Origin of the sequence: Sphingobacterium puteale (assembly GCF_003627955.1) — a bacterium.
Lineage (GTDB): Bacteria > Bacteroidota > Bacteroidia > Sphingobacteriales > Sphingobacteriaceae > Sphingobacterium > Sphingobacterium puteale.
The window spans coordinates 192,661-215,716 of record NZ_RBWS01000013.1 but is presented as its reverse complement, the minus strand read 5'-3'; the positions used below and the strand labels follow the sequence as shown (position 1 = coordinate 215,716).

19 protein-coding genes are annotated in these 23,056 nt (G+C 42.0%); 9 read left to right on the top strand and 10 right to left on the bottom strand.

The window, feature by feature from the left end; genetic code table 11:
• Nucleotides 1–74: 74 nt before the first annotated feature.
• A complete protein-coding gene (locus tag D7322_RS17935) occupies nucleotides 75–2,333 on the bottom strand; it encodes a glycoside hydrolase family 20 protein (protein WP_121125612.1) in 2,259 nt (752 codons plus the stop codon).
• Nucleotides 2,334–2,483: 150 nt separating this feature from the next.
• Between D7322_RS17935 and lipA the strand changes: the two genes are divergently transcribed.
• Nucleotides 2,484–3,365: a lipoyl synthase gene (lipA, locus tag D7322_RS17930; protein ID WP_104385109.1), complete on the top strand. Its 882-nt coding sequence runs from the start codon at nucleotides 2,484–2,486 to the stop codon at nucleotides 3,363–3,365.
• Nucleotides 3,366–3,560: 195 nt separating this feature from the next.
• Here lipA and D7322_RS17925 read toward each other — a convergent pair whose 3' ends face one another.
• The 6 genes from D7322_RS17925 to upp form a co-directional block, all read right to left on the bottom strand.
• Complete coding sequence (locus D7322_RS17925) at nucleotides 3,561–5,195, bottom strand: amidohydrolase (RefSeq protein ID WP_220700100.1); 1,635 nt, start codon at nucleotides 5,193–5,195, stop codon at nucleotides 3,561–3,563.
• Nucleotides 5,196–5,349: 154 nt separating this feature from the next.
• Complete coding sequence (locus tag D7322_RS17920; RefSeq protein WP_104385107.1) at nucleotides 5,350–5,760, bottom strand: BrxA/BrxB family bacilliredoxin; 411 nt, start codon at nucleotides 5,758–5,760, stop codon at nucleotides 5,350–5,352.
• A gap of 149 nt (nucleotides 5,761–5,909) precedes the next feature.
• Nucleotides 5,910–6,443: an AAA family ATPase gene (locus D7322_RS17915; RefSeq protein WP_121125629.1), complete on the bottom strand. Its 534-nt coding sequence runs from the start codon at nucleotides 6,441–6,443 to the stop codon at nucleotides 5,910–5,912.
• A gap of 23 nt (nucleotides 6,444–6,466) precedes the next feature.
• On the bottom strand, nucleotides 6,467–7,069 hold the full coding sequence (gene pnuC, locus D7322_RS17910; RefSeq protein WP_121125611.1) for a nicotinamide riboside transporter PnuC: 603 nt from the start codon (nucleotides 7,067–7,069) through the stop codon (nucleotides 6,467–6,469).
• A gap of 49 nt (nucleotides 7,070–7,118) precedes the next feature.
• Nucleotides 7,119–7,592, bottom strand: coding sequence for a ribonuclease H-like YkuK family protein (locus tag D7322_RS17905; RefSeq protein WP_077438020.1), 474 nt, complete (start codon nucleotides 7,590–7,592; stop codon nucleotides 7,119–7,121).
• 103 nt (nucleotides 7,593–7,695) lie between these two features.
• Nucleotides 7,696–8,343, bottom strand: a complete 648-nt coding sequence (upp, locus tag D7322_RS17900) for a uracil phosphoribosyltransferase (protein ID WP_121125610.1) — start codon at nucleotides 8,341–8,343, stop codon at nucleotides 7,696–7,698.
• Between the two features lie 284 nt (nucleotides 8,344–8,627).
• Between upp and uvrB the strand changes: the two genes are divergently transcribed.
• The 6 genes from uvrB (at nucleotide 8,628) to D7322_RS17875 (ending at nucleotide 14,416) form a co-directional block, all read left to right on the top strand.
• Nucleotides 8,628–10,661, top strand: a complete 2,034-nt coding sequence (uvrB, locus tag D7322_RS17895; protein WP_121125609.1) for an excinuclease ABC subunit UvrB — start codon at nucleotides 8,628–8,630, stop codon at nucleotides 10,659–10,661.
• Nucleotides 10,662–10,791: 130 nt separating this feature from the next.
• A complete protein-coding gene (locus D7322_RS28490; RefSeq protein ID WP_183078745.1) occupies nucleotides 10,792–11,100 on the top strand; it encodes a hypothetical protein in 309 nt (102 codons plus the stop codon).
• Nucleotides 11,031–11,396 carry a hypothetical protein gene (locus D7322_RS17890; protein ID WP_121125608.1) on the top strand — a complete coding sequence of 122 codons (366 nt, stop codon included), beginning with the start codon at nucleotides 11,031–11,033 and terminating at the stop codon, nucleotides 11,394–11,396. The genes D7322_RS28490 and D7322_RS17890 overlap by 70 nt, the downstream gene beginning before the upstream one ends.
• Nucleotides 11,397–11,721: 325 nt before the next feature.
• A complete protein-coding gene (gene proB / locus D7322_RS17885) occupies nucleotides 11,722–12,753 on the top strand; it encodes a glutamate 5-kinase (RefSeq protein ID WP_121125607.1) in 1,032 nt (343 codons plus the stop codon).
• The gene (locus tag D7322_RS17880) at nucleotides 12,750–14,000 is read left to right on the top strand and encodes a glutamate-5-semialdehyde dehydrogenase (protein WP_121125606.1); all 1,251 of its coding nucleotides are present in this window, start codon (nucleotides 12,750–12,752) and stop codon (nucleotides 13,998–14,000) included. Before proB ends, D7322_RS17880 begins: the two co-directional genes overlap by 4 nt.
• A gap of 11 nt (nucleotides 14,001–14,011) precedes the next feature.
• Nucleotides 14,012–14,416 (top strand): hypothetical protein, encoded by a 405-nt coding sequence (locus D7322_RS17875; RefSeq protein WP_147430468.1) that lies wholly within the window; start codon nucleotides 14,012–14,014, stop codon nucleotides 14,414–14,416.
• Nucleotides 14,417–14,480: 64 nt separating this feature from the next.
• Here D7322_RS17875 and D7322_RS17870 read toward each other — a convergent pair whose 3' ends face one another.
• On the bottom strand, nucleotides 14,481–15,617 hold the full coding sequence (locus tag D7322_RS17870; protein ID WP_121125604.1) for an acyl-CoA dehydrogenase: 1,137 nt from the start codon (nucleotides 15,615–15,617) through the stop codon (nucleotides 14,481–14,483).
• A gap of 287 nt (nucleotides 15,618–15,904) precedes the next feature.
• Between D7322_RS17870 and D7322_RS17865 the strand changes: the two genes are divergently transcribed.
• The gene (locus D7322_RS17865) at nucleotides 15,905–16,540 is read left to right on the top strand and encodes a peroxiredoxin (RefSeq protein WP_121125603.1); all 636 of its coding nucleotides are present in this window, start codon (nucleotides 15,905–15,907) and stop codon (nucleotides 16,538–16,540) included.
• A 298-nt stretch (nucleotides 16,541–16,838) separates the two neighbouring features.
• Here D7322_RS17865 and D7322_RS17860 read toward each other — a convergent pair whose 3' ends face one another.
• Together D7322_RS17860 and D7322_RS17855 are read right to left on the bottom strand one after the other, a co-directional pair.
• Nucleotides 16,839–17,945: a S1 family peptidase gene (locus D7322_RS17860; RefSeq protein ID WP_245971372.1), complete on the bottom strand. Its 1,107-nt coding sequence runs from the start codon at nucleotides 17,943–17,945 to the stop codon at nucleotides 16,839–16,841.
• 24 nt (nucleotides 17,946–17,969) lie between these two features.
• Complete coding sequence (locus D7322_RS17855) at nucleotides 17,970–18,542, bottom strand: RNA polymerase sigma factor (RefSeq protein ID WP_121125601.1); 573 nt, start codon at nucleotides 18,540–18,542, stop codon at nucleotides 17,970–17,972.
• Between the two features lie 288 nt (nucleotides 18,543–18,830).
• Here D7322_RS17855 and D7322_RS17850 point away from each other — a divergent pair, with 288 nt between their 5' ends.
• On the top strand, nucleotides 18,831–22,880 hold the full coding sequence (locus D7322_RS17850; RefSeq protein ID WP_220700099.1) for a glycoside hydrolase family 2 TIM barrel-domain containing protein: 4,050 nt from the start codon (nucleotides 18,831–18,833) through the stop codon (nucleotides 22,878–22,880).
• The last annotated feature ends 176 nt before the right edge of the window (nucleotides 22,881–23,056 follow it).

Below are 23,056 nucleotides of genomic sequence, written 5' to 3'. Positions count from 1 at the left end.
TGAAAATAGGAATACTAGTTGGAAAACGTAAGGAATTGGTGCTCCAACTAGTATCGGGAATCGCTTATTTTCTGTTAATAAACAATGATTTCGTCTGTAAATAAATATCCTTTTTTCGGATTGCTAGCTTTGATTTTTATGTAGCGTGCCTGCTGCGCTTTATTGAGTTTCAGCTCGAAGCGTTTAAATGTTAATTTGGATTCTGTATCGGATACATCGTTTTTTACTGTCCCTATGGAACGGAATGTCCGACCATTGTCAGAAACGAGAACCTCCATTTCCCCGGGCATATAAACTCCGGGGCCTATCATTTGCATGAAATTCATGGCAACTTGATGGATTTCTTCCCTTCTTTCCAAATCAACGACCACATCGATCGGGCTGGTAAACCCCTGCCATTGACCATCGTGATAAGAAAGGCCTCCCATTAGTCCATTGGTTAAAGTCGAATCTTTTTGCGCTGGATATCCTGACCACTGGGTGTTGTATGTTACTTTTTTTCCAATGGCACGATGAATATCAATATCAAAGGATAATGTTGGGCCTATTTTGATAGAGTCCTGAAAGTATGCTGCATTAATATGCCCTGTTGAGCTCAGTTCAAACGGACCTGTATAGGGCGTAGACTGAATCGTAGGCTCACTCCCATCAATGGTATAACGGATCTGATCCGTTTTTAGTTGCTCCGTTGTAAGCGTAATCTTGCTGTTGTTTTTAATCGCATTATATGATGCTGTATAGGCAACATTGAACGAGGGGCGGTAATAGTTCAGATTCAGTTCCTGCAGCAGCTTATAGTGTGATTGTATTCTTCGTTGAAAGTCCGGCCAGCTTTTTGCGTCTTTATTTGTCCAACTGACTTCTGACAAGGCTAAAGCACGTGGAAATACCATATATTCGACATGCTCTGTCGTTGGGACATATTCTGTCCAAATATTAGCTTGTGCACCCAGGATGTGTTTCACCTTGTCCGTTTGTATCGCGTTTGGAATAGGGTCATAAGAATATACCTTATCCAGGGTTAGGTATCCGCCAATTGCTTCGGGTTGTGTCCTTGGATCGGTCTGATAAGAATCAAAATACAGGTGTGAACCGGGAGTCATAATGACATCATGGCCGGCATTTGCCGCTTTTATTCCGCCTTCTTCGCCGCGCCAGCTCATGACCGTGGCACCTTCAGTCAGACCACCTTGTAAAATTTCATCCCAGCCGATAAGCTTTCGGCCCTTTGATTGCAGGTATAAATCCATTTGCTTGATGGCATAGCTTTGTAATTCATCAACTGATTTTAAACCTTCCTTTTGCATCAGGGCCTGGTCTTTTGGACATTTTTCCCAATGTTTCTTTTCGGCTTCGTCCCCGCCAATATGGATGTATTGGGAAGGGAATATGGTGAGTACTTCATCCAGTACATTTTTTAGGAACTCAAAAGTCTTTTCATTGCCGATGCAAAACTCGCTTTGGCTGTAGGGTTTCCCTGAACAGGAAAGTTCGGGATATACAGCTAATACCTCTTCCGAGTGTCCGGGCATTTCTATTTCCGGAATGACATTGATGCCTTTTCGGGCAGCGTAGTCGACCAGTTCGCGCGCTTCTTCCTGTGTATAAAAGCCACCACTGGCATTCGGATTTCCTTTTTCTACATATTGACGGCCATTGTTCCACCAATCTTTCCAATGCGCATGTGTACGCCAGGCAGCCTTTTGTGTTAATTCCGGATATTTTTTAATCTCCAGTCGCCATCCGGCTCCATCTGTCAAGTGCCAGTGAAAGTTATTGAACTTATAAATGGCCATGACGTCGATATATTTCTTTACGAAAGAAAGCGGCATAAAATGACGGGAAACGTCTAAATGAAGCCCGCGATAGGAAAAACGAGGTTCATCAACGATTGTCGCAAATGCTATTTTGCTGGGCTCAGCTTGGAGGTAGCCTAACTGAATCAAGGTATAAATCCCATTGATGACCTGCGGCGTATCCCAGGCTTTGAGCAGAAGACCTTTTTCATCAATTTGAATTGAATAGGCATTTTTGCTGAGGTTGTCTGCATCAACAGCCTTTACGATACGAAAGCCTTCTTTCGGTGCTTTTTTGTTTTTCTTCAGTACTTCAACCGCTAAGCCTTTGATCGCGGGGTGCTCAGTAAGCAATTGTGCCGCAGCTTGAAAATCATCCGAAACAATAACGGAGAGCTGTGTGGGGATGTTATATATTCCGGACGCTACGGTCACCTTGGATGGCTTGGGAATTAGATCAAAATTAGTTTGGGCCTGAGCGCTAAAAATGCAGGTTCCCCCAAGCAATAAAAGGGATAAGGATCGACTCAATCGCATAGTAAAGTAGTTAGATCAATAGATAATCAACACAAATATCCTAATTTTTGTTTCATTATTCTATTATTGCTGTTATTCGATAAGCTTTTATGATATAAATCCAACAAATTGCCGGATAGAAATTACATTTTTAATCCTTAACTTTGTTGTATGATTGAACTTCCAGTTATTCCGGCAACTCCTGCACAACGCAAGCCCGATTGGTTGCGTGTCAAATTGCCTGTTGGTAAAGAGTATAGACATGTCAGAAGTCTTGTTGATGAACATAAATTGCATACCATTTGTGAGAGTGGAAATTGTCCAAATATGGGTGAGTGTTGGGGGGCGGGAACAGCGACCTTCATGATCTTAGGCAATATCTGTACGCGATCATGTTCGTTTTGCGCTGTGGCAACAGGTCGTCCTCTAGCGGTCGATTTGGATGAGCCTAACAGGGTCGCAAACTCAGTGAAGCTAATGCAGGTCAAACATTGTGTCATCACCTCTGTTGACCGTGATGATCTGAAAGATGGTGGTTCGACGATTTGGGCCGAAACAATAAATGCCATCCGTAGAGAGAGCCCCGAGACAACCCTGGAAACGCTATTGCCAGATTTCAAAGGGCAATGGGACAATCTGGACCGTGTCATTGCAGTTCGCCCTGAGGTCGTTTCACATAACTTGGAAACAGTTCGCCGTCTAACTAGAGAAGTGCGTATCCAGGCGAAATATGATCGTTCTTTGGAATGTTTGCGTCGGATTTCCGAAGCAGGCCTTCGTACAAAATCAGGCATCATGCTTGGTCTCGGTGAAACGGAAGAAGACGTCATTGAAGCAATGCAGGACTTATATAATGTTGGTGTTCATATTTTGACACTTGGACAATACTTACAGCCAACGAAAGCACATCATCCCGTTATTGAATTTATCACACCAGCTCAATTTGAAAAATATCAAAAAATTGGTTTGGAAATGGGATTCAAATATGTTGAATCTGGACCTTTGGTTCGTTCATCTTACCATGCTGAAAAGCATTTGTTCGATATGCAATAATAACGTGTTAAACAGTTAGACTTCAAGTCAAGGAAAACAGGTGCTGTTTTCGTGTTGATATATAAGAAGCCTGTGTGAGATTATATCATACAGGCTTCTGTTGTCATAATGAGTCGCCAAGTTCTTGCTGTTTCTTTACAGATAAAAGTGCGGCGCTGCGACAATTTGTACTTGCTCAGCATAAATAGCTTATGCTTACCGTGTAAAAACCGTTTCTCCGGCAATGACGGTGCGCAAAGTTTTCACGTTGCGCAGCTGCTCATTCGGTATTTTGAGAATGTCGTGTTCGAGGATAACAAAATCAGCGTCTTTGCCGGCTTCTATGCTTCCCCGTTTTTTCTCCTGAAAGCAGGAGTATGCAGCCCAAATTGTCATTCCGCGCAATGCATCTTCCCGACTGATAGCGTCTTGCATTTGGAAGCCCTGATCTGGGTAACCTTTTTTATCAACGCGGGCCACGGCTGCGTGAAAACCGTATAGCGGATTGAAATGTTCAACAGGGAAATCACTTCCTAGAGCGAGTTTACCATACGCTTTCAATAGGTGCTTGTATGCATAGGCTCCTTTCATCCGCTCTTCTCCCAGGCGGTCTTTGGCCCAGTACATGTCCGATGTAGCATGGATTGGCTGTACAGAGGGAATAATCTGGAATTTTCGGAATTTATCGAAGTCGAATGGTGAGATAATCTGTGCGTGTTCAATACGCCATCTGCGATCTGTATGTGGTTGTAGATATTTGCCATAGATGTCCAGGATAATTCTGTTGGCTGAATCGCCGATTGCATGGGTGTTGGCCTGGAAATTACTCGCGGCAATCGCTTTGATCATGTTTTCATATTCCTGTGGGCTGTGTAAAAGAAAGCCATGTGTAGGTGCATCATGATAATGAGCGAGGAGGCAGGCTCCCCTTGAGCCTAACGCGCCATCTGCAAGTAATTTAAACGACTTTATCTCCAGTCGGTCTGTTTCATAAAATCCCTGCGCTATAAATGAGTCGATATTCTGCGGATTGCCAAGGATCATGGCATAATCCCTAAATTTCAATTCCCCATCCTGGTAGTATTTTTTTAAGAGGTCGAGTCTTTCTTTTGATAAACCGGCATCCACAATAGAAGTAAGGCCCACAGAAAGCAATGAGTCCTGGGTTCGCTTTAACATTCTCAGGTACTCTTTTTCATTGGGTACCGGGATTGTTTTGTTGACCAGATCCATGGCGTTGTCGATCAAAAGACCATTTGGTGTATTGTTACTTCCACCGACAACGCCACCATGAATAAGGGGAATGCTTGTCAATTTGGCCCATTCTAAGGCTTTGGAGTTTACCACAGCGGCGTGATAATCTACCCGTATCAGGTACACCGGTATATCTGGGAAAGCTTTATCCAGTAGTTCTTTTGTAGGAAAGGATTTGTCTCTCCAGCGATTTTGGTCCCAGCCACTCCCGATGAGCCAGGTTTTATTGGGATTTTTTTGCTGATAACTTTTAACCCGTTGAATCACTTCTTCGAAAGAATCAGCTCCATTGAGGTCGACCTGATCCATCAGTTCGGCTTCATCAAATAGATGCGCGTGTGCATCATAGAATCCGGGATAGATCGCTTTCCCTGCAGCGTCTATTTTTTCTTTGGCTTTATACTTTCGTTGAATCTCTTCGTCTGATCCTATGGCAATAAATTTACCGTCCTTAACTGCAAATGCTTGTGCTGCGCTAAAGGTGGAATCAACGGTATACACTTGGGCGTTGTGCACTATCAGATCTACCTTTTCTTGAGGGGAACAGGCAATGAAGATCATGGAAAAGAGGAAAACGATAACTGGAAATTTTCTCATATCCTAAAAATAAAAAAAAGTGTTTATAAAGCGAGGGGATATTTCTTTGAAATATGAACTGGCTGGAATATCATAAGGTATATTATGGGAGGTACAAAAACGGCTATCCAAATAATTCGGATAGCCGTTTTAATTCAAAAATCAAAATACGTGATTAGCAGTACTCGTCAAATGCTGCAACTAAATTGTCAGCAATCATTTGTGCCGGGCGACCTTCAATCATATGTCTTTCAATCATGTGTACCAATTTACCATCTTTGAACAATGCCATTGCCGGAGAAGATGGGGGGTAGGGCAACATGTAGTTACGTGCTGTGTTAACAGCGTCAGTTTCCATACCTGCGAAAACAGTAACTAGTTTTGCCGGATGTTTTTCGTTTTTTACAGCCGCTTTTGCTGCAGGACGCGCATTTGCTGCCGCACAACCACAAACGGAGTTTACAACCACAAAAACGGTTCCTTCTGAAGCGATTGCAGTATCAACTGCTTCTGGAGTTTTTAATTCTTCGAATCCCGCATCAACTAACTCTTGACGCATTGGAGCTACTAAATATTCTGGATACATTATTTCTTAAGTAAAATGTTAATATTCTAATTTAATTCGGTAGAGTACAGCTTTTAGTTACATTATAACTTTCTTGTTTATTGCACTAAGAGGTATACTTTACAAGTACAAATATAGCTGTAAAAGGCTGCTTCGTCAAGGTGCTTGTCTCAAATCAATGTCAGAAAATCGTTGACAGCTGTTAAGCCATTTTCCAGTCGCTGCTGTCCCTCGCCTGAGATAATGTGATATTGACCATTGACAGCATTTAATTCCGTTTTCCATACCTCCATAAAGTATTCTCGTTGCTCCGGAAAATCTCTTAAGGGATCGTCCTGCCAGGGAAGGTCGATATCCATCAGTAAGTAGAGATCATATGGATGTTGCCGGATCTTGTCCGTGATTTCTTTTGGGGTATGCTTGAATAGATAGTCAGACCAGATTTTCACAGTCATAAAAGTAGTGTCACAGAACAGGATATTTCCCTTTGCTAAAGGGAGGAGTGCTTCTTCCAAAGCAACCTGTCCATAAAACATGTTGACCTCATCCTGTAAAGTGTATTTGTTATTGAGGCTCTGACAGTAGTAGCGCGAATATTCCGGAACGCAGACCGTTTGAAATTTTTCAGCGAGATACTGTGCCATGGTTGACTTTCCTGTAGACTCGGGGCCTACGACGGCAATTTTTATTAACTCTTTTCCCACATCTATCCTTTTGATAGGCAATATTACGCAAAATTTTTATAGCTTTTTTGCCAGTCACGATAACCATTCCAGGCAATTATGGAGAATACAAGATACAGTACAGCTGTTAGCATAAGTTCTTTGTGTATATACAATGGAATATAGCAGATATCCACGAAAACCCATAGAAGCCAGTTCTGAAGGATCTTTCTCGTCATTAGAAACTGGGCTAGAAAGCTAGCTGAGGTACAGAATGCATCGATATAAGGGACATCGGAATTCGTCTTATTGTCCAAGAGGTAACCTATTAGAGCTGTTAAACAGATGATAGCGAGAATGATTAGCATCAGCTGCTTTTTATTGGCCTTAACAATTGGTTTCTTATTTTCCTCCCTTCGCTTATGCCAATAATACCAGCCGTATATGGCTGTGGATAGAAAATAAAATTGCAATACGGTATCGCCGTAAAGCCTGGCATCATAAAAAAGAATGGCATAGGACAACACACTGATGATACTAATGGGCCAGTTCCATATGTTCTGCTTTGCCGCCAAATAAACACAAAGAAAGCCCGTCAGTGTACCTAACCATTCAAGCCAAGGGGTCTGGGCAAATTGACGCGCAACCTGCTGAAAAAAATCTTGCATCTGGTGATTAAAATTACACCTAAAGATACAAAGTCTGTCCAATAGTCAGCTACTGCACCTGTTTATTGGCACAGTTGGTACTCGCAAACGACTCTGGTTTGGCCTTAAATACAAAACCCATACCCATAATATACCCCATGGCCTCTTTGAGGGCAACATTTGACTGGAAATTTGGATTGGTGTTGATGTCGGCGTGGACTTCGAGGTCTACTTTGTATTTTTCGAGGAGGGGGCAGAGTTGGTAGGCGATGTCGATGGATTTTTGGACTTCGAGCAGCATCCGTTCTTTAATACTCATTCGGTGATGCCTTTTGTCCCGCTGGATAAACATAAATCCACCTTTATGTTCCCGGAGAAAGACGATGACGGTGGCGAAGTCGATGATTCCCCTCTTTACCTGGGAATCGGTGCCGATATAAACCTTGAGCTTATTCCCGAGGGCATCTTCTCGTTTAATGACTTCTTCAACAGCATCGAAAATCGTGGAGCGAATGGATTCGCCATTGTATTTTTGCCATCTCATAGTGGTATAAATTAGATATAAAAAAATTAAACTTCATCATTGACATAAATTTACTGAATTTCAATGAGCTAAGTGTTAATTTAATTTTAAATAATTATCCACATTAATGAAGTTTTTCACCATAGGCCAGATCTCCGGCATCGCCAAGACCGGGAACAATATAGGCTTTTGTTGTCAATTCATGGTCGACATCGCCTACCCAGATATGTGCGGTAGGAACGAAAGCCTTGACATGGTTTAATCCTTCTTCCGAGGCAATTGCTGCAACAATATGAAGTTCTTTAATCTCGTATTCAGCCAAAAGATCTTTGCAGCATAAGACGAGGCTCTTTCCGGTTGCCAGCATTGGGTCGACGATGATGACCGTTCTATTATCTAAATTGGGGGTATTTACATATTCTTTATGAACTTCAAACTCACCGCTCTTCTTAGTGTGGCGATACGCCGCGATAAAGGTGTTGTCTGCTTGGTCAAAGACATTTAATAAGCCTTGATGGAAGGGAAGTCCGGCTCTTAGGATGGTCGCCAATACCGGTTGTTCCATTAACAGATGTGTTTTGGCGACGCCCAATGGTGTTTCAACTTCCACAGGTTTAAATGTCATGGTTTTGCTGATCTCATAAGCAAATACTTCTCCGAGTCGTTCCAGATTCCGTCGGAAACGCATACGATCGCGCTGAATCGTAACATCTCTCAATTCTGCAATAAAATGATTTGCAATGCTATTTTGGGTAGATAGAATAGTGACCATGGCGTGCGTGCTAGTTCTGTTAAAGCTAAAGATAGTAAATAATCAACTGAAAGTAATAACATCTTCGGCATAATTATAGTTTGATATAAAATGGTAAAAAAATTAGTAAATTTGTGGGTAGACCATTTGATATATGGCCCTAGACCATTGTTGCACAATCGCAACGTTAGTAGATTACATCATGGAGTTTGTGTGACGGATTTTTTTAGCAGAAATGTAGTAACACACCTGTTATGATGTTTAGCGAAAGGTCGAAATAGTTTTCTTTAAGAAATAGGAATTGTATGAAATTTGAATTAACATCAGAGTATAGACCGACAGGTGATCAGCCAGAGGCAATCAAAGAATTGGTAGCAGGTGTGGAGCAGGGCGAGCAATATCAGACACTTCTGGGGGTTACGGGATCCGGTAAAACATTTACCGTAGCCAATGTAATTCAAGAAACACAAAAGCCAACGCTGATATTGAGTCATAATAAAACATTGGCTGCACAGCTGTATGGTGAATTCAAACAGTTCTTCCCGAATAATTCGGTCAATTACTTTGTTTCTTATTATGATTATTATCAGCCTGAAGCATTTATAGCCTCCACAAATACCTATATAGAAAAAGATCTGGCGATCAACGAAGAAATCGAGAAACTGCGATTGGCGACGACTTCTGCATTGATGTCCGGACGACGCGATATTGTTGTGGTCTCTTCGGTGTCCTGTATTTATGGTATGGGAAATCCAGAAGATTTCTCACGATCAATTTTTCGTTTTGGCGTAGGGATGACAATTACGCGAAATGCCTTTTTACATAAGTTGGTTGAAATTCTCTATTCCAGAACAACAACAGAGTTTAAGCGCGGTACATTTCGTGTTAAAGGAGATACCGTAGACGTATATCCGGCTTACCTGGATTTTGCGATCCGTATTTCATTTTTTGGCGATGAGATTGATGAATTGAGTGAGATCGATCCGGTATCTGGTAAGACCTTGAACAAAATGGAAGATCTAGCGCTTTTTCCTGCGAACCTTTTCGTTACACCGAAAGAGAAATTTAAGGAATCGATCTGGGCTATTCAGGATGAATTGATGCAGCGTAAGACGCAATTGGAGGAGGAAGGGCTTATGCTGGAAGCCAAACGTTTGGAAGAGCGGGTGAACTATGATCTGGAAATGATGCGCGAACTGGGCTATTGTTCCGGGATAGAAAATTATTCCCGATTCTTTGATGGCAGAAAACCGGGTATGCGCCCTTTCTGTTTACTGGATTATTTTCCGGAGGACTACCTGCTTGTTATTGATGAGAGCCATGTTACCTTGCCCCAGTTACGGGCCATGTATGGTGGTGACCGTTCACGTAAGGTCTCTTTGGTAGAACATGGTTTTCGATTGCCGGCAGCATTGGACAACAGGCCGCTCAATTTTCCGGAGTTTGAATCGCTGACCAATCAGACCATTTATGTTTCAGCTACCCCCGGAGACTATGAATTGCAGCAAACAGAAGGTGTTGTTGTTGAGCAGGTCATCCGTCCGACAGGCTTATTGGATCCTGTTATTGAGGTTCGCCCGGCGATCAATCAGGTCGATGATTTCTTGGAGGAAGTCGATAAAACAATTAAAGAAGGGGGGCGTGTCTTGGCAACGACCCTGACCAAACGGATGGCGGAGGAGCTGTCCAAATACATGACCAAGCTGAATCTGAAAGTGCGTTATATACACTCCGAAATTAAAACCTTGGAACGTGTGGAGATTTTAAGGGGATTACGTTTGGGTGAATTTGATATTTTGGTGGGAGTGAATTTGCTTCGGGAGGGATTGGATCTGCCTGAAGTCACACTTGTCGCTATTCTCGACGCTGATAAAGAAGGTTTTTTACGTTCTGAGCGCTCGCTGATCCAAACCATTGGACGTGCTGCCCGGAATGATAAAGGGCGGGTTATTATGTACGCGGATAAAATGACAGATAGTATGCGTGTTACGATAGACGAAACCAACCGGCGCCGGGATAAGCAGATGAACTATAATGTCGAACATGGTATTACGCCACGCACGGTTGGTAAGACCAGGGAAGAGATCCTGGAACAGACCTCTGTCGCCGATTTCTCAGGCGTTGAACAGAAGATTTACGTTGAGCCAGACCCTACACAGGCTATTGCAGCAGACCCAGTCATGCAATACTTGAGCGAGAAAGATCTGAAGAAAGCGATTGATAATGTACGGAAGAAAATGGATAAAGCTGCAAAAGAAATGGACTTCTTGGAAGCAGCAAAATACCGTGACGAAATGTTCTCTTTAGAGAAAGTGTACGAGGAAAGATTCTCCTCGTAACAGTTCCTTTGTGTTAATATCTATTAATTATTGTTAATCAATATTAAGATTTGTTAAACAACGCTAAATAGCATTTTAATTAGGATTTCGCGGTGCATATTTGTGGCAATTATAAATAAATTGACCACATATGAAACATTTAATTGGCAGCGTTATGCTGTTATTTGCGCTTTCCACAGCATTTTGTCAAAGTAAGATTTCTTACGGTATAAATGCGGGATATACGAACGCTGGATCGCTATTATCCAACAAACGATCCCACAATTATAGCTTTAGAAGCATCTCTGGGATTACGGCAGGTGTTTTTGTCGAAATCCCGCTCATTGCTGGGATTCTATTCAACCTGAAGTCAACTTTACCCAAAATGGTATGGAGGCCAAGCATACCTTGGAAAATAACTGGAGCAGCTACCGGAGAAATGCAATTGATATCCCGTTGAATATTGCTTATAATATTACTATTGGCGAAGGTCGAATTTACCTTGCTGCTAGCCCATATTACGGTATTCAAATGAACGTCAACAATAATGATGGAAAGTTTTATGACGCGACAACCAATCCATCAGATTATGGTTTGGGCTTTAATTTGGGCTACAAATGGAATGGTGGCTATGGTCTTTTCATGGGGGCCAATTATGGGATGAAAGACATGAGCGTCAATGAGAATGTAAAACTCTATAACCGCACGTTTAATATCGGTTTACGATTTGACCTACACCAAATACTAAAAAAATAACATATCCTACTATATCTTTAACGAGAAGCAGCGCTCAATCAAGTGTACTACCTCAGAAAGTGCCTGACTTTTTGAGAGTACACATAAGAGTGCCTGCTTTTTTGACTTTATACCTATTTGTATTTGAAGGGGCATCCGATCCCATCGGAGCCATCCTAATTTTCACAATCCGATATTTCCCCATTTTCGTTTTCTAATCCATTGTAATCCTTATAACTGAAGGAATGAACTGTTGAATTATATTGTTCAAATATTAACATATTTTGCAAAAATCAAATTCTTCTCACTAAATTAGAGCTTTAATCTAAACTAAAGCATACTTACAATGAAAAAGCCTATTCTCGTTATCAAATTTGGATCGGCTTCTATTACCACGAAAGAGGGAGAAGTTGATGAACGTATTGTTTTGGAGATTGCCAGGCAGATTGCTTCTTTGCAGAGGAAGTACAATATTGTCCTGGTATCTTCGGGTGCTGTTGCTGCCGGCAAGCGTTTTCTCCCCCGTTACACAGGCACGCTGTCTGAGCGGAAAGCGGCAGCTGCCATTGGGAATCCGATATTGATTAATACGTATTCCACCTATTTCAGGCCTTTTAAGATTTCATTGGCACAAAGCTTATGCGAGCGACATCATTTTTCCAATCGGGATCAGTTCCTGCAGTTAAAGAATACCTATGAGGAACTTTGGCGCAACAATGTAATCCCTGTAGCCAATGAAAATGATGTGGTGAGCAATAAAGAGCTGAAGTTTTCGGATAACGACGAACTCGCAACACTTATTGCTGTTGGATTTGGAGCTGAAAAATTATTGTTTAGTACTTCTGTTCCTGGGGTATTGGACGCGAATAATAAAATTATAGCGACTATTGAGACCATTGACCGGGATATTCTGGGATTGGCAAGAAAAGATAAATCTGCTGTCGGATTAGGTGGTATGACCTCTAAACTGAATTTTGCACGGCTTGCCAATCAGATGGGGATCGGGGTGGTCATTTTTAGCATGCAGACCGAAGATGCGATCACAAAAGCCCTCAAACATGAGACAGGTACCTTGTGTTTGCCTGAGAGTAAAAAGATCTCTTCGCGAAAAAAATGGCTAGCGAGCGGAAGTTTGATTAAGGGCGAATTGATGATTGATCGTGGTGCCGAAGAGGCTTTATTAAAACATAAAAGCTTATTGGCTGTGGGGGTAACCCGCATTGTTGAACATTTTGAGAAGGGGGAGGTGTTGAACATTGTGAATCTCGAAGGTCTGACGGTGGCCGTGGCCAGGGCGAAAATGGATTCATCTTTGTTATCTCAGTCCAGTAAAAAGAATTTAGAAATTGCGCATGCAAATGATATCGTATTGTTATGAGTGAAACAATAATTGAACAACTGAAGGCGGCAACGAAGGCAAAACAGTTCTTGCAGCAGCTTTCTCCAGAAGGTAAAAAGAAAACATTAGATGCGATTGCTGCTGCTCTTATTGAAGAAGAAGCTCCTATCCTGCAGGCAAATAAAATGGATCTGGATCGTATGGACGATGAAGATCCCAAAAAAGACCGCCTTCTACTGAATAGTGGTCGTTTGAAGGCGCTGTCCGATAGTGTAAAGCAGATTGCTGATTTGGCAGACCCAACGGATCAGCTGTTGCTGAAGAAAATGCTGCCCAATGGACTGGAAATAGAGAAAATTACTGTGCCCCTTGGTGTGGTTGGTGTGATCTATGAATCCCGTCCAAACGTGACCATTGATGTTGCAGCCCTTTGCATACAATCAGGGAATGTTTGTCTGTTGAGGGGTGGTTCTGATGCGCTCTATACAAATGTAGCCTTGCTGGAAGTCATTCATGCTGTCCTAGAAGAACAGGAGATACCAAAAGATATTGTACAATTATTGCCGGTCGATCGCAAACATGTGTCAGAATTGCTGGAGGCAACTAAATATGTGGACATTATTATTCCGCGGGGCTCACAATCTCTGATAAATTTTGTACGGACAAATGCGAAAGTTCCGGTGATTGAAACTGGTGCGGGAGTATGTCATACCTATGTGGATCAAACTGCCGATCTCGAAATGGCAGCAAAAATTGTCGCCAATGCAAAGATCTCCAGACCATCAGTCTGCAATTCTTTGGATACGGTTTTAGTGGATCAGCAGGTGGCACCCGAGTTTTTAATTAAACTGGTACCTTATTTTGAGCATGCCGCCGTGGAAGTTTTTGCAGACGCTTATGCATTTGAGCGATTGGAGCAGCATGGATTTTCAAATTTAAAGGCAGCAGAAGAAGCGGATTTCGGTAGAGAATTTCTAGATTTGAAGTGTTCGATAAAAACAGTCAATGGATTGGACGAAGCATTGGAACATATCGAAAAGTATTCTTCAAAACATTCGGAGTGTATTGTGTCTTCAAATGAGTTGGCTATTGAACGGTTTTTGAATGAAGTGGATGCTGCAGCGGTCTATGCAAATGCTTCGACGCGTTTTACGGACGGTGGGGAATTTGGACTGGGGGCTGAAATAGGTATTTCAACGCAAAAATTGCACGCCCGTGGTCCCTTTGCACTGGAAAAATTGGTAACAGAAAAATGGATTGTCCGGGGCAATGGACAGATCCGATAATAGATTTCAAAATGGGAGTAAGTTTTAAAAAAGATTTAATGGTGCGTTGGGTTGAAGATATCGGAAAATTTCTTCGTATTTGGATCGAAGGATATGATGCTTTTGCCGAGCCTAGTGACCCGGCTTTATTTGCAGATGCCTATAAAAAGTATTTTGACAAAGATCGCGATTTTTATTTGCTGCTCTCTGATGATGAACTTACGTCCTATTCAAGAGAAGAATTGCAAGCACAGCAGCTACATCCACTGGCGTTGACCTTCTTCTTTGATGGGTTGAATGTACAGGGTGAAGAACAGCAGAATTTATTGCGGAAAGCAAAGCTCCTCTTAAATTTGGCGATGGCTGAGACGGCGAGTTTTTCTTTTCAGGATTATCAGTACCTGTCGATGATAGATAGTAAATTGAATAATCAATAAAAAAATTCAGTTCGTTTCTTTAAATGCGAACTGAATTTTTTATTCTAAGCAATGTTGTACGTTTTTACCGCAAGATTTCCCGCGCAATGACCAGCCGTTGTATCTCGGATGTACCCTCATAGATCTGGGTGATTTTGGCATCACGCATTAGTCTTTCTACATGATATTCTTTCACATAACCGTAACCGCCGTGTACCTGTACAGCTTCGACGGTATGTTTCATGGCTACCTCAGAGGCATGAAGCTTGGCCATTGCGGCCTCCTTTCCATACGGCAGCCCCTGATCTTTGGTCCATGCAGCCTTATAGGTCAACAGTCGGGCCGTTTCGATATCGACTTCCATATCGGCCAGTTTAAATTGGATAGCCTGATGTTCCGAAATAGGTTTTCCAAATGTTTTGCGTTCCTTGGCATAGGCAAGTGCCAGATTGTAAGCACCGGCCGCAATACCCAAGGCTTGCGCCGCGATGCCTATACGACCTCCATCAAGGGTTTTCATGGCAAATTTAAATCCAAAACCATCCTCACCGATACGATTTTCCTTTGGAACTTTAACATCGGAAAATAGCAAGGAATGTGTGTCTGAACTTCGAATTCCCAGTTTATTTTCCTTTGGTCCAATGGTGAAACCCGGCAGTCCCTTTTCGACAATCAACACATTGATTCCTTTATGACCTTTTTCTGGATGAGTCTGTGCAATAACGAGGTAGATATCGGCGTGACCGCCGTTTGTAATCCAGTTCTTCGTGCCATTCAATAGATAATGATCGCCTTTTTCTTCGGCTATTGTATGTTGCGAGGAGGCGTCAGAGCCTGCCTCAGGTTCCGAAAGCGCAAATGCGCCCAGTTTCTCTCCCTTGGCAAGTGGAACCAGATACTTTTGTTTTTGCTCTTCGGTTCCGTAGGCGTTGAGTCCATATAGTACCAACGAATTATGTGCTGAAACAATAACGGCTGCAGATGCATCAATTTTCGCGATTTCCTCCAATACCAGAACATAGGCCAGGGTATCCATACCGGCACCGCCGTAGGCTTCAGGCGTCATGATACCCATAAATCCAAGTTCGGCCATTTGTTTGACAAAATCGGTAGGAAATTGGGCCTCCTCGTCCCGTTGTATGACACCTGCTTTTAGTTCCTGGGCAAACTCCCGCGCCGCATCACGGATCATTTTATGCTCTTCGCTTAATTCAAAGTTCATGATATCTCAATTTTTATGGTCTATAACTTATCATAACTGTAACTGTTTACAAATCACCGCGAAGCAAAAATGTTTTTAAAACCCGCAGTAGGAGCGCTAATTTCAATCCATTTGTTGGAGAAATAGATCACTTATACCCAAATATACTAAATATATGTTATGCTTGCATAGTATTTTAGATTTGTTTTTCATCTGAATCTAAAAAAATGGGGAATTATTTGTTTGCTAAATTTAATCTACTATATTTGTAGAGTATGTAGTTTTGAACATATTTAAATGATAAGATTATGAGTTTAAGATTAGGAGACGAAGCGCCAAATTTTAAAGCGCAAACGACTATTGGTGAAATAGATTTTCACGATTATATTAAAGACAGTTGGGTGGTGTTTTTTTCACATCCTTCTGATTATACACCTGTATGTACAACGGAGCTAGGTCGTACGGCGAAATTGAAATCTGAATTTGACAAGCGAGGAGTTAAAGCGATTGCCTTGAGTGTAGACAACGTTACCGATCATTTGAACTGGATCAAGGATATCAATGAAACACAGCAAACAGAAGTTAATTTTCCGGTTATTGCCGATGAGGATCGCCATATTTCCGAGCTTTACGATATGATTCATCCAAATGCTTCGCTGACGGCAACTGTACGTTCGGTTTTCATTATCGGCCCGGATAAAAAAATAAAGTTAACATTGACATATCCTGCATCTACAGGACGTAATTTTGATGAAATCTTACGTGTAATTGATTCACTGCAGCTTACCGCCGATTATCAGGTTGCAACACCCGCTGACTGGAAACATGGCGAAGATGTCATTGTTGTCCCTGCGATCAAAACGGAAGATATCCCAGCAAAATTTCCGAAAGGATTTAAGGAAATCAAACCTTATTTAAGAACAACGCCACAGCCTAATTTATAATCAATTAGGTGTGAAATTCTTATAAAAAGAGGGAGCGTCCTGTAAGAAAGGATGCTCCCTCTTTGATTTTGCCCAGGTCCTTCATTAGCTCTTTTCGAGTGCCTATCGCGGGGAATTTCCTTCTTAGGATAGTTTCTTTTGTTAGATCCTATGTCATAGGAACTGTGAACCTCAATTGGAGCTAGCGGAACAATTCATTATTTGCATCGAAATCACTGCTGGAGGCAAATATTGCCCCGGCAAAAAAAAGGCGATACTTAAGTACCGCCTTTTTTTATAAGCATTAATTGTTGGAGTCTTAGTAGACTTTAACCATATAAATATAGTCTTGTATTTTTTTGATCTGTTCTGTTCTTGGTAAACCTGCCAAAGCATTCTTTTTATTGATTTTTACGCCCGTGGTTAATGAGTCGCTCGGAATATCAGCAAGCGCATTCATGATTGACTTGGTTTTGATGGCAAAAGCAGCACCATCTATTCCTCTTTGTTTACCGGAGATAATACCAATCACATTGCCTCTGCTATCCAATACGGGGCCACCACTGTTTCCGGGATTGACAGGAACGGATATTTGATAAGCGATCGTGTCACCCGCGTAACCTGTTGACGAGCTTAAGTATCCTTGTCCATATACTGCTTCATCACGTGGAAAGCCTATGGTATAGATATCTTCTCCTAAATCTGAAGTAGACGTTTTGAAGGTATAAGGCAAGCTTTTGGACTTTTTGAAGTTTTTATCGGCAATATATAGGATTGCTAAGTCTTTGCTGGCGTCGGTGTGAACTACTTGCGCTTTGTAGGAGTTCCCTTTACTATTTTGCAGGTAAATGGAATCAGCACCGCTAACGACGTGATAGTTTGTTACCACATAGCCATCTGTTGTCAACATAAAACCGGTTGCTCCAAATTGACTTTCGCTACTTTTAACCGACTTTTTATCGTTGATATCTTTTATTGCGGCGTTGTGGGCATTGACATTTTTTTTGACATTATTCATGTCGCGGCGCAACGCGCTGTAATCCGAAGAGGCTTTTTCCAGGTTGCTATAATAGCCACTCAGCCATAAAGTGCCAAATACCGCAAATACTGCTACAACTGCAGCTACTAAAGAGCTTGCTTTGATCCGTTCCCAAAGTGATATAACGGTAGATTGTTTTATCGGAACCACTTTTGCAGTTGGACTTTGGGATGTATGATATTCCTTGGCTGAGTTAGCCAATACTTTTTTGAAATCAAGCCTTTGGCTGGTTTCCTTCATATGGGCAACAAAGTCGCGGTGTTGTTGTAATTGGGCAGCATACGAAGGGTTTTCAGCACAAAAAGATTCGAATGCGGCTTTTTCCGCAGCAGAGAGCTCCCCGCGCAGATATTGATCAGCCAATTCGAAAAATTCTTTTTGATTCATTGTTCCCATGGTGTTACTCAAATGTTAATCTGTTGAGAAAAATATTTTTTTCAGCCGTTGCAGGCATTTATATTTTTGAGTCTTGGCGTTGTCTGTGTTGGTGTAACCGAATTTTTCACAGATGTCCTGCATCGAGTGGTTTAAGATATAGAAATCATGTAAGATTGTCTTACAGGGTTCCCCCATTTTCTCTAGCGCAAGTTCCATTTGATCGAACTTTTTTTCAAGTTCCTGATGCTGTTGTAAATCTTCTTCCTCAAATAGGGAATCTTCATACCCGCTAATGTCACTATTGCCAAAACCCGCACGATTGAGTTGCTTAAGCCAAAGCCTTCGGCAAATCGAGTAAAGATATGTTTTGAGTTTGCTGCTGAGCTCAAAGTCACCTTTGGCAACTCTATCGTAGAGCACAATTACAGCCTCCTGAAAGATATCTTTTGCTTCATCCTCACTTCCATTGTTTTGCAGTATCATATGGCTTATGGATGGATAATATCGTTTATAGATACTATCTATCGCCAAGCTATTGCCTTCTTTGAGGCCTTCAATGATCTGCTCATCATTTTCTAGCAGGACTGATTTACTGAATTTACTCACCTATTAATACCTTAATGCCTAAATTGTAACCCTTTGAAAAATGAAAATCTTCAAAATATTTTCAAACGTAAACTTTTATTTGTTGAATGCGAAATCTACGCCCAAAAATACTGCTTATTCCCTGAAACCGAAAGCATTTGTTTTTACTTCGATTTTTCAGACAATCGATACATCATGCTTTTTTTAAATGTATCGAAAAAGTTTCGCAATCGAGTGCTTTCATAATCTGCTTGTTATTCATCCAAAATGAAGTTACATTTGGTTTCCTGAACTAAAATGCTTAAATACATGATGTTAAGAAAATCCGTTATTTTTCCAACCTTGCTGGCTTCGTTGCTATCCCTGCATTCGACTTCGACGACAGGACAGTCGGTCACGGCTCCTATAGCAGGCTTCCAGTATGAAAATATAGTAGCTCCAAAAGGTAATGAGTGGGAATCGCCCCAATTGCTATCTCTCAATAAGGAATTGCCACGCGCTTCGTTCTTTTCCTTTTCAAACGTTGAAACTGCGAGAAAAGTACTTCCCGAACATAGTAACTTTTGGCGCTCACTCAACGGTTCCTGGAAGTTTCATTGGGTAAAGACACCCGAGGAACGTCCAAAAGAATTTTACGATCCTCAATATGATGTCAATGCCTGGGAGTCAGTACCTGTACCAATGAGCTGGAACATCTTTGGTATTCAAAAGGATGGTAGCTTAAAATATGGTGTACCTATTTACACCAACCAGCGCGTGATTTTTCAACACCAAGTGAAGGTTGATGACTGGCGCGGAGGGGTGATGCGTACGCCTCCACAAGATTGGACGACTTATGTATACCGTAATGAAGTCGGCTCATACCGCCGTAATTTTACCGTTCCGAAGGATTGGGACGGTCGTGAGGTATTTCTCAATTTTGATGGAGTAGACTCTTTTTTCTATCTCTGGATAAATGGTAAGTATGTTGGCTTTTCAAAAAATTCAAGAAACCTTGCTTCCTTTAATATCTCTTCTTTCTTAAAAAAAGACGGGGAGAACGTGCTGGCGGTAGAAGTCTACCGTAACTCGGACGCTTCATTCTTGGAAGATCAGGATATGTTTCGCCTGCCGGGAATATTTCGCGATGTCTCGTTGACATCAACACCTAAAATTCAAGTCCGTGATCTGGCAGCAATTCCAACATTGGATGATCGCTATGAAAATGGTACCTTAAAAATTACGGGTACCGTCCGTAATTTGAGCGATAAGAAAGCTGAGGGTTATAAGCTTGTCTACTCCTTATATAAGAATAAACTGTATAGTGATGAGAATACACTTGTAGACCAGGCTGAAGTATCCGCTGTTGTTCCACAATTGGATGCGAAGGCTTCAAACAGTATTGAAGCGACATTAGCGGTAAAAAATCCAGATAAATGGTCCGCTGAACTTCCCTATCGATATACATTGGTCGCCGAATTGAAGGACAAGAAAAATAAAACGATCGAGACTGTTTCTACCTATGTCGGATTTCGGAAGGTTGAAATTAAAGATACCAAAGCGTCTGACGACGAATTTGGCCTTGCCGGACGTTATTACTACATCAACGGCAAAACGGTTAAACTGAAAGGTGTCAATCGCCATGAGACAAATCCTGAACATGGAAAAGTCGTTACCCGCGAGCAGATGGAAGCCGAAGTAAAGCTGATGAAAAGTGCCAATATCAATCACGTGCGTAATTCACACTATCCGGAATCACCCTATTGGTACTACCTCTGTGACAAATACGGCATTTATCTTGAGGATGAAGCCAATATTGAAAGCCATCAGTACTATTATGGAAAGGAATCGCTTTCTCATGTTCCCGAATGGAAAAATGCCCATGTAGCACGGAATATCGAAATGGTGCATGCTACCATCAACCATCCTTCTGTCGTGATCTGGTCACTTGGTAACGAGGCTGGTCCCGGAGATAATTTTGTAGCGGCTTATGATGCGATTAAAAAAATAGATACCTCAAGACCTGTCCAGTACGAACGCAACAATGCGATCGTGGATATGGGCTCAAATCAATATCCTTCGATTGACTGGGTCAGAGGGGCGGTCAAGGGAACCTATAAATTAAAATATCCTTTTCATATCTCTGAATACTCACACTCGATGGGGAATGCCGTCGGTAACTTAATTGATTACTGGGAAGCCATGGAGTCGACAAACTTCTTTATGGGGGGCGCAATCTGGGACTGGATTGACCAAGCGATGTATTATTACGATAAAAAAACCGGAGACCGCTTTCTGGCTTATGGCGGCGATTTTGGGGACAAGCCGAATGATGGCACTTTCGTCAACAATGGATTGATCTTTGCCGATATGAAACCCAAACCTCAATATTATGAGGTAAAAAAGGTTTATCAAAATGTAGGCGTTAAGGCCATTGATATGACTCAGGGGAAAATTGAACTATTCAATAAAAACTATTTCAAAGATCTTGGTGACTATCAGGTTCACTGGTCACTGTTCAAAGATGGGATAGCCCTTGCCGGATATACAGGTACAATAGCCACTGCTGATCTGCCCAAAGCACGTCGAAAAAAACAGGTTGTCCTGCCAATCGAATATACTAAATTGGATGCGGGATCTGAATATTTTGTCAAGGTTCAATTTCTGCTCAACGAGGATAAGCCATGGGCAAATAAGGGTTTTGTTCAGATGGAAGAACAGCTGTTTGTTAAAGCAGCAGAAAATAAACCGTTGATTTCGGCTGTTGTTAAAGGGAAAAATCCAGTTTTATTCAAAGAAGGTGAGCTGCAGATCGTTAAAGGAGATCAGTTTCTCGCGAAATTTGATAATAATACCGGATCAATCTACAGCTTAACATATGCAGGTAAGCAAATTATACGCGATGGGGAAGGGCCTAAACTGGATGCATTGCGTGCGCCCGTCGATAATGATAATTGGGCTTACCAGCAATGGTTTGAAAAGGGCTTACACAACTTAAAGCACAAAGTCTTGTCTTCCAATAGCTATACCAAGAAAGACGGAGCTGTAGTTTTGGCATTTACAATTGAGTCACAGGCTCCCTACGGTGCTTCCTTGTTAGGAGGAACATCAGGAACCTATACACTCAAAGAGCATACGGATAAACCATTTGGCAAGGATGATTTCAAGTTTACGAGCAACCAGATCTGGACGATTTACCAAGATGGCTCGATTGAATTATCATCCAGCATTACTTCCAACAATGCATCTGTTGTATTGGCCAGGTTGGGTTATTCCTTGCAGTTGCCGGGTGAATTTGGCAACTATACCTACTATGGACGTGGTCCGATCAATAATTATGCAGATCGTAAGACGGCACAATTTATTGAATTGCATAAAAGTACAGTAAAAGATCAGTTCGTATCATGGCCTAATCCGCAGAATATGAGTAACAACGAAGATGTTCGCTGGACTTCGCTAACTAATAAGGAAGGACAGGGAGTGATCTTTATTGCAAAGGAACATCTTGCTACATCTGCGCTGGAATACAGTGAGCTGGAATTGACCTTTGCACCGCACCCGTATCAATTGCCAAAGAGCTCCGGCGTGCATGTGCACCTTGACGCTGCGGTCACCGGGCTCGGGGGCAACAGCTGTGGACAGGGCCCCCCATTGGAAAAAGACCGTGTGAAAGCGGCACCAAGGTCAATAGGATTTATTATCCGCCCTGTACAGCAAAATGATTATCTGGCTAAAGCAGGGGTGGCTACAGCTGGTGATGCGCCTATTTCATTCGCCAGAAGTTCCACAGGTGAGGTAGCTGTGCTTTCCGGAAATAAAGCAGAAACTGTACTGTACACGGTGAATAATGGAAAGGCAAATACCTACAAGAACCCTTTTGATCTGCGTCAAGGGGGAACAATAACGGCCTGGTACCTGGGGAATGAAAAACTAAAAGTAACACAGCAGTACAGCAAGATCGAGACGGTTCCGATGGAGGTCGTCTTTGCTTCCAGCCAGGAGACCGGTGAAGGTGATGCCGAGAACCTATTGGATGGAGATCCTTCGTCGATCTGGCATACGATGTATTCAGTTACTGTCGCTCAATATCCGCATTGGGTTGATTTTGATGCCGCGAGTGTCAAGACGATCAAAGGTTTTACATTTTTGCCGAGAGCGGATGGTGCCAATGGCGATATCAAGGATTATAAAATTCAGGTAAGTAAAGACGGTAAAAACTGGGAAGAGGTGATGTCAGGTACATTCGAGCGAAACAAGAAACTCAAAACTGTTCGCTTTGAGAAACCTGTCAAGGGACGTTATATCCGCTTTACGGCATTGAGCTCGCAGCGTGGCGATGATTTCGCTTCGGGGGCAGAATTTGCTGTTATTGCCGAGTAAAAAACAGGCTAAAAGCGATCAGAGCCAGTACCCTGTACACAGGAGTGCTGGTTTTTTTATTTTAGGAGTATGTGCCGCTAAGGAACTGAAACATGTCGAGGGCTCACGATATCCTAGTAGCGGATTTTGTAAAAAGGTGGACCTAAAGGTGTTAAAAGGTGTATTGAATAATTTTT

What these genes read in the sequence shown, in the direction of transcription:
- D7322_RS17935 (WP_121125612.1), bottom strand. Translation starts at nt 2,333, where the DNA reads ATGCGATTGAGTCGATCCTTATCCCTTTTATTGCTTGGGGGAACCTGC.
- lipA (WP_104385109.1), top strand. Translation starts at nt 2,484, where the DNA reads ATGATTGAACTTCCAGTTATTCCGGCAACTCCTGCACAACGCAAGCCC.
- D7322_RS17925 (WP_220700100.1), bottom strand. Translation starts at nt 5,195, where the DNA reads ATGAGAAAATTTCCAGTTATCGTTTTCCTCTTTTCCATGATCTTCATT.
- D7322_RS17920 (WP_104385107.1), bottom strand. Translation starts at nt 5,760, where the DNA reads ATGTATCCAGAATATTTAGTAGCTCCAATGCGTCAAGAGTTAGTTGAT.
- pnuC (WP_121125611.1), bottom strand. Translation starts at nt 7,069, where the DNA reads ATGCAAGATTTTTTTCAGCAGGTTGCGCGTCAATTTGCCCAGACCCCT.
- D7322_RS17905 (WP_077438020.1), bottom strand. Translation starts at nt 7,592, where the DNA reads ATGAGATGGCAAAAATACAATGGCGAATCCATTCGCTCCACGATTTTC.
- upp (WP_121125610.1), bottom strand. Translation starts at nt 8,343, where the DNA reads ATGGTCACTATTCTATCTACCCAAAATAGCATTGCAAATCATTTTATT.
- uvrB (WP_121125609.1), top strand. Translation starts at nt 8,628, where the DNA reads ATGAAATTTGAATTAACATCAGAGTATAGACCGACAGGTGATCAGCCA.
- D7322_RS28490 (WP_183078745.1), top strand. Translation starts at nt 10,792, where the DNA reads ATGAAACATTTAATTGGCAGCGTTATGCTGTTATTTGCGCTTTCCACA.
- D7322_RS17890 (WP_121125608.1), top strand. Translation starts at nt 11,031, where the DNA reads ATGGAGGCCAAGCATACCTTGGAAAATAACTGGAGCAGCTACCGGAGA.
- proB (WP_121125607.1), top strand. Translation starts at nt 11,722, where the DNA reads ATGAAAAAGCCTATTCTCGTTATCAAATTTGGATCGGCTTCTATTACC.
- D7322_RS17880 (WP_121125606.1), top strand. Translation starts at nt 12,750, where the DNA reads ATGAGTGAAACAATAATTGAACAACTGAAGGCGGCAACGAAGGCAAAA.
- D7322_RS17875 (WP_147430468.1), top strand. Translation starts at nt 14,012, where the DNA reads ATGGGAGTAAGTTTTAAAAAAGATTTAATGGTGCGTTGGGTTGAAGAT.
- D7322_RS17870 (WP_121125604.1), bottom strand. Translation starts at nt 15,617, where the DNA reads ATGAACTTTGAATTAAGCGAAGAGCATAAAATGATCCGTGATGCGGCG.
- D7322_RS17865 (WP_121125603.1), top strand. Translation starts at nt 15,905, where the DNA reads ATGAGTTTAAGATTAGGAGACGAAGCGCCAAATTTTAAAGCGCAAACG.
- D7322_RS17860 (WP_245971372.1), bottom strand. Translation starts at nt 17,945, where the DNA reads ATGAATCAAAAAGAATTTTTCGAATTGGCTGATCAATATCTGCGCGGG.
- D7322_RS17850 (WP_220700099.1), top strand. Translation starts at nt 18,831, where the DNA reads ATGATGTTAAGAAAATCCGTTATTTTTCCAACCTTGCTGGCTTCGTTG.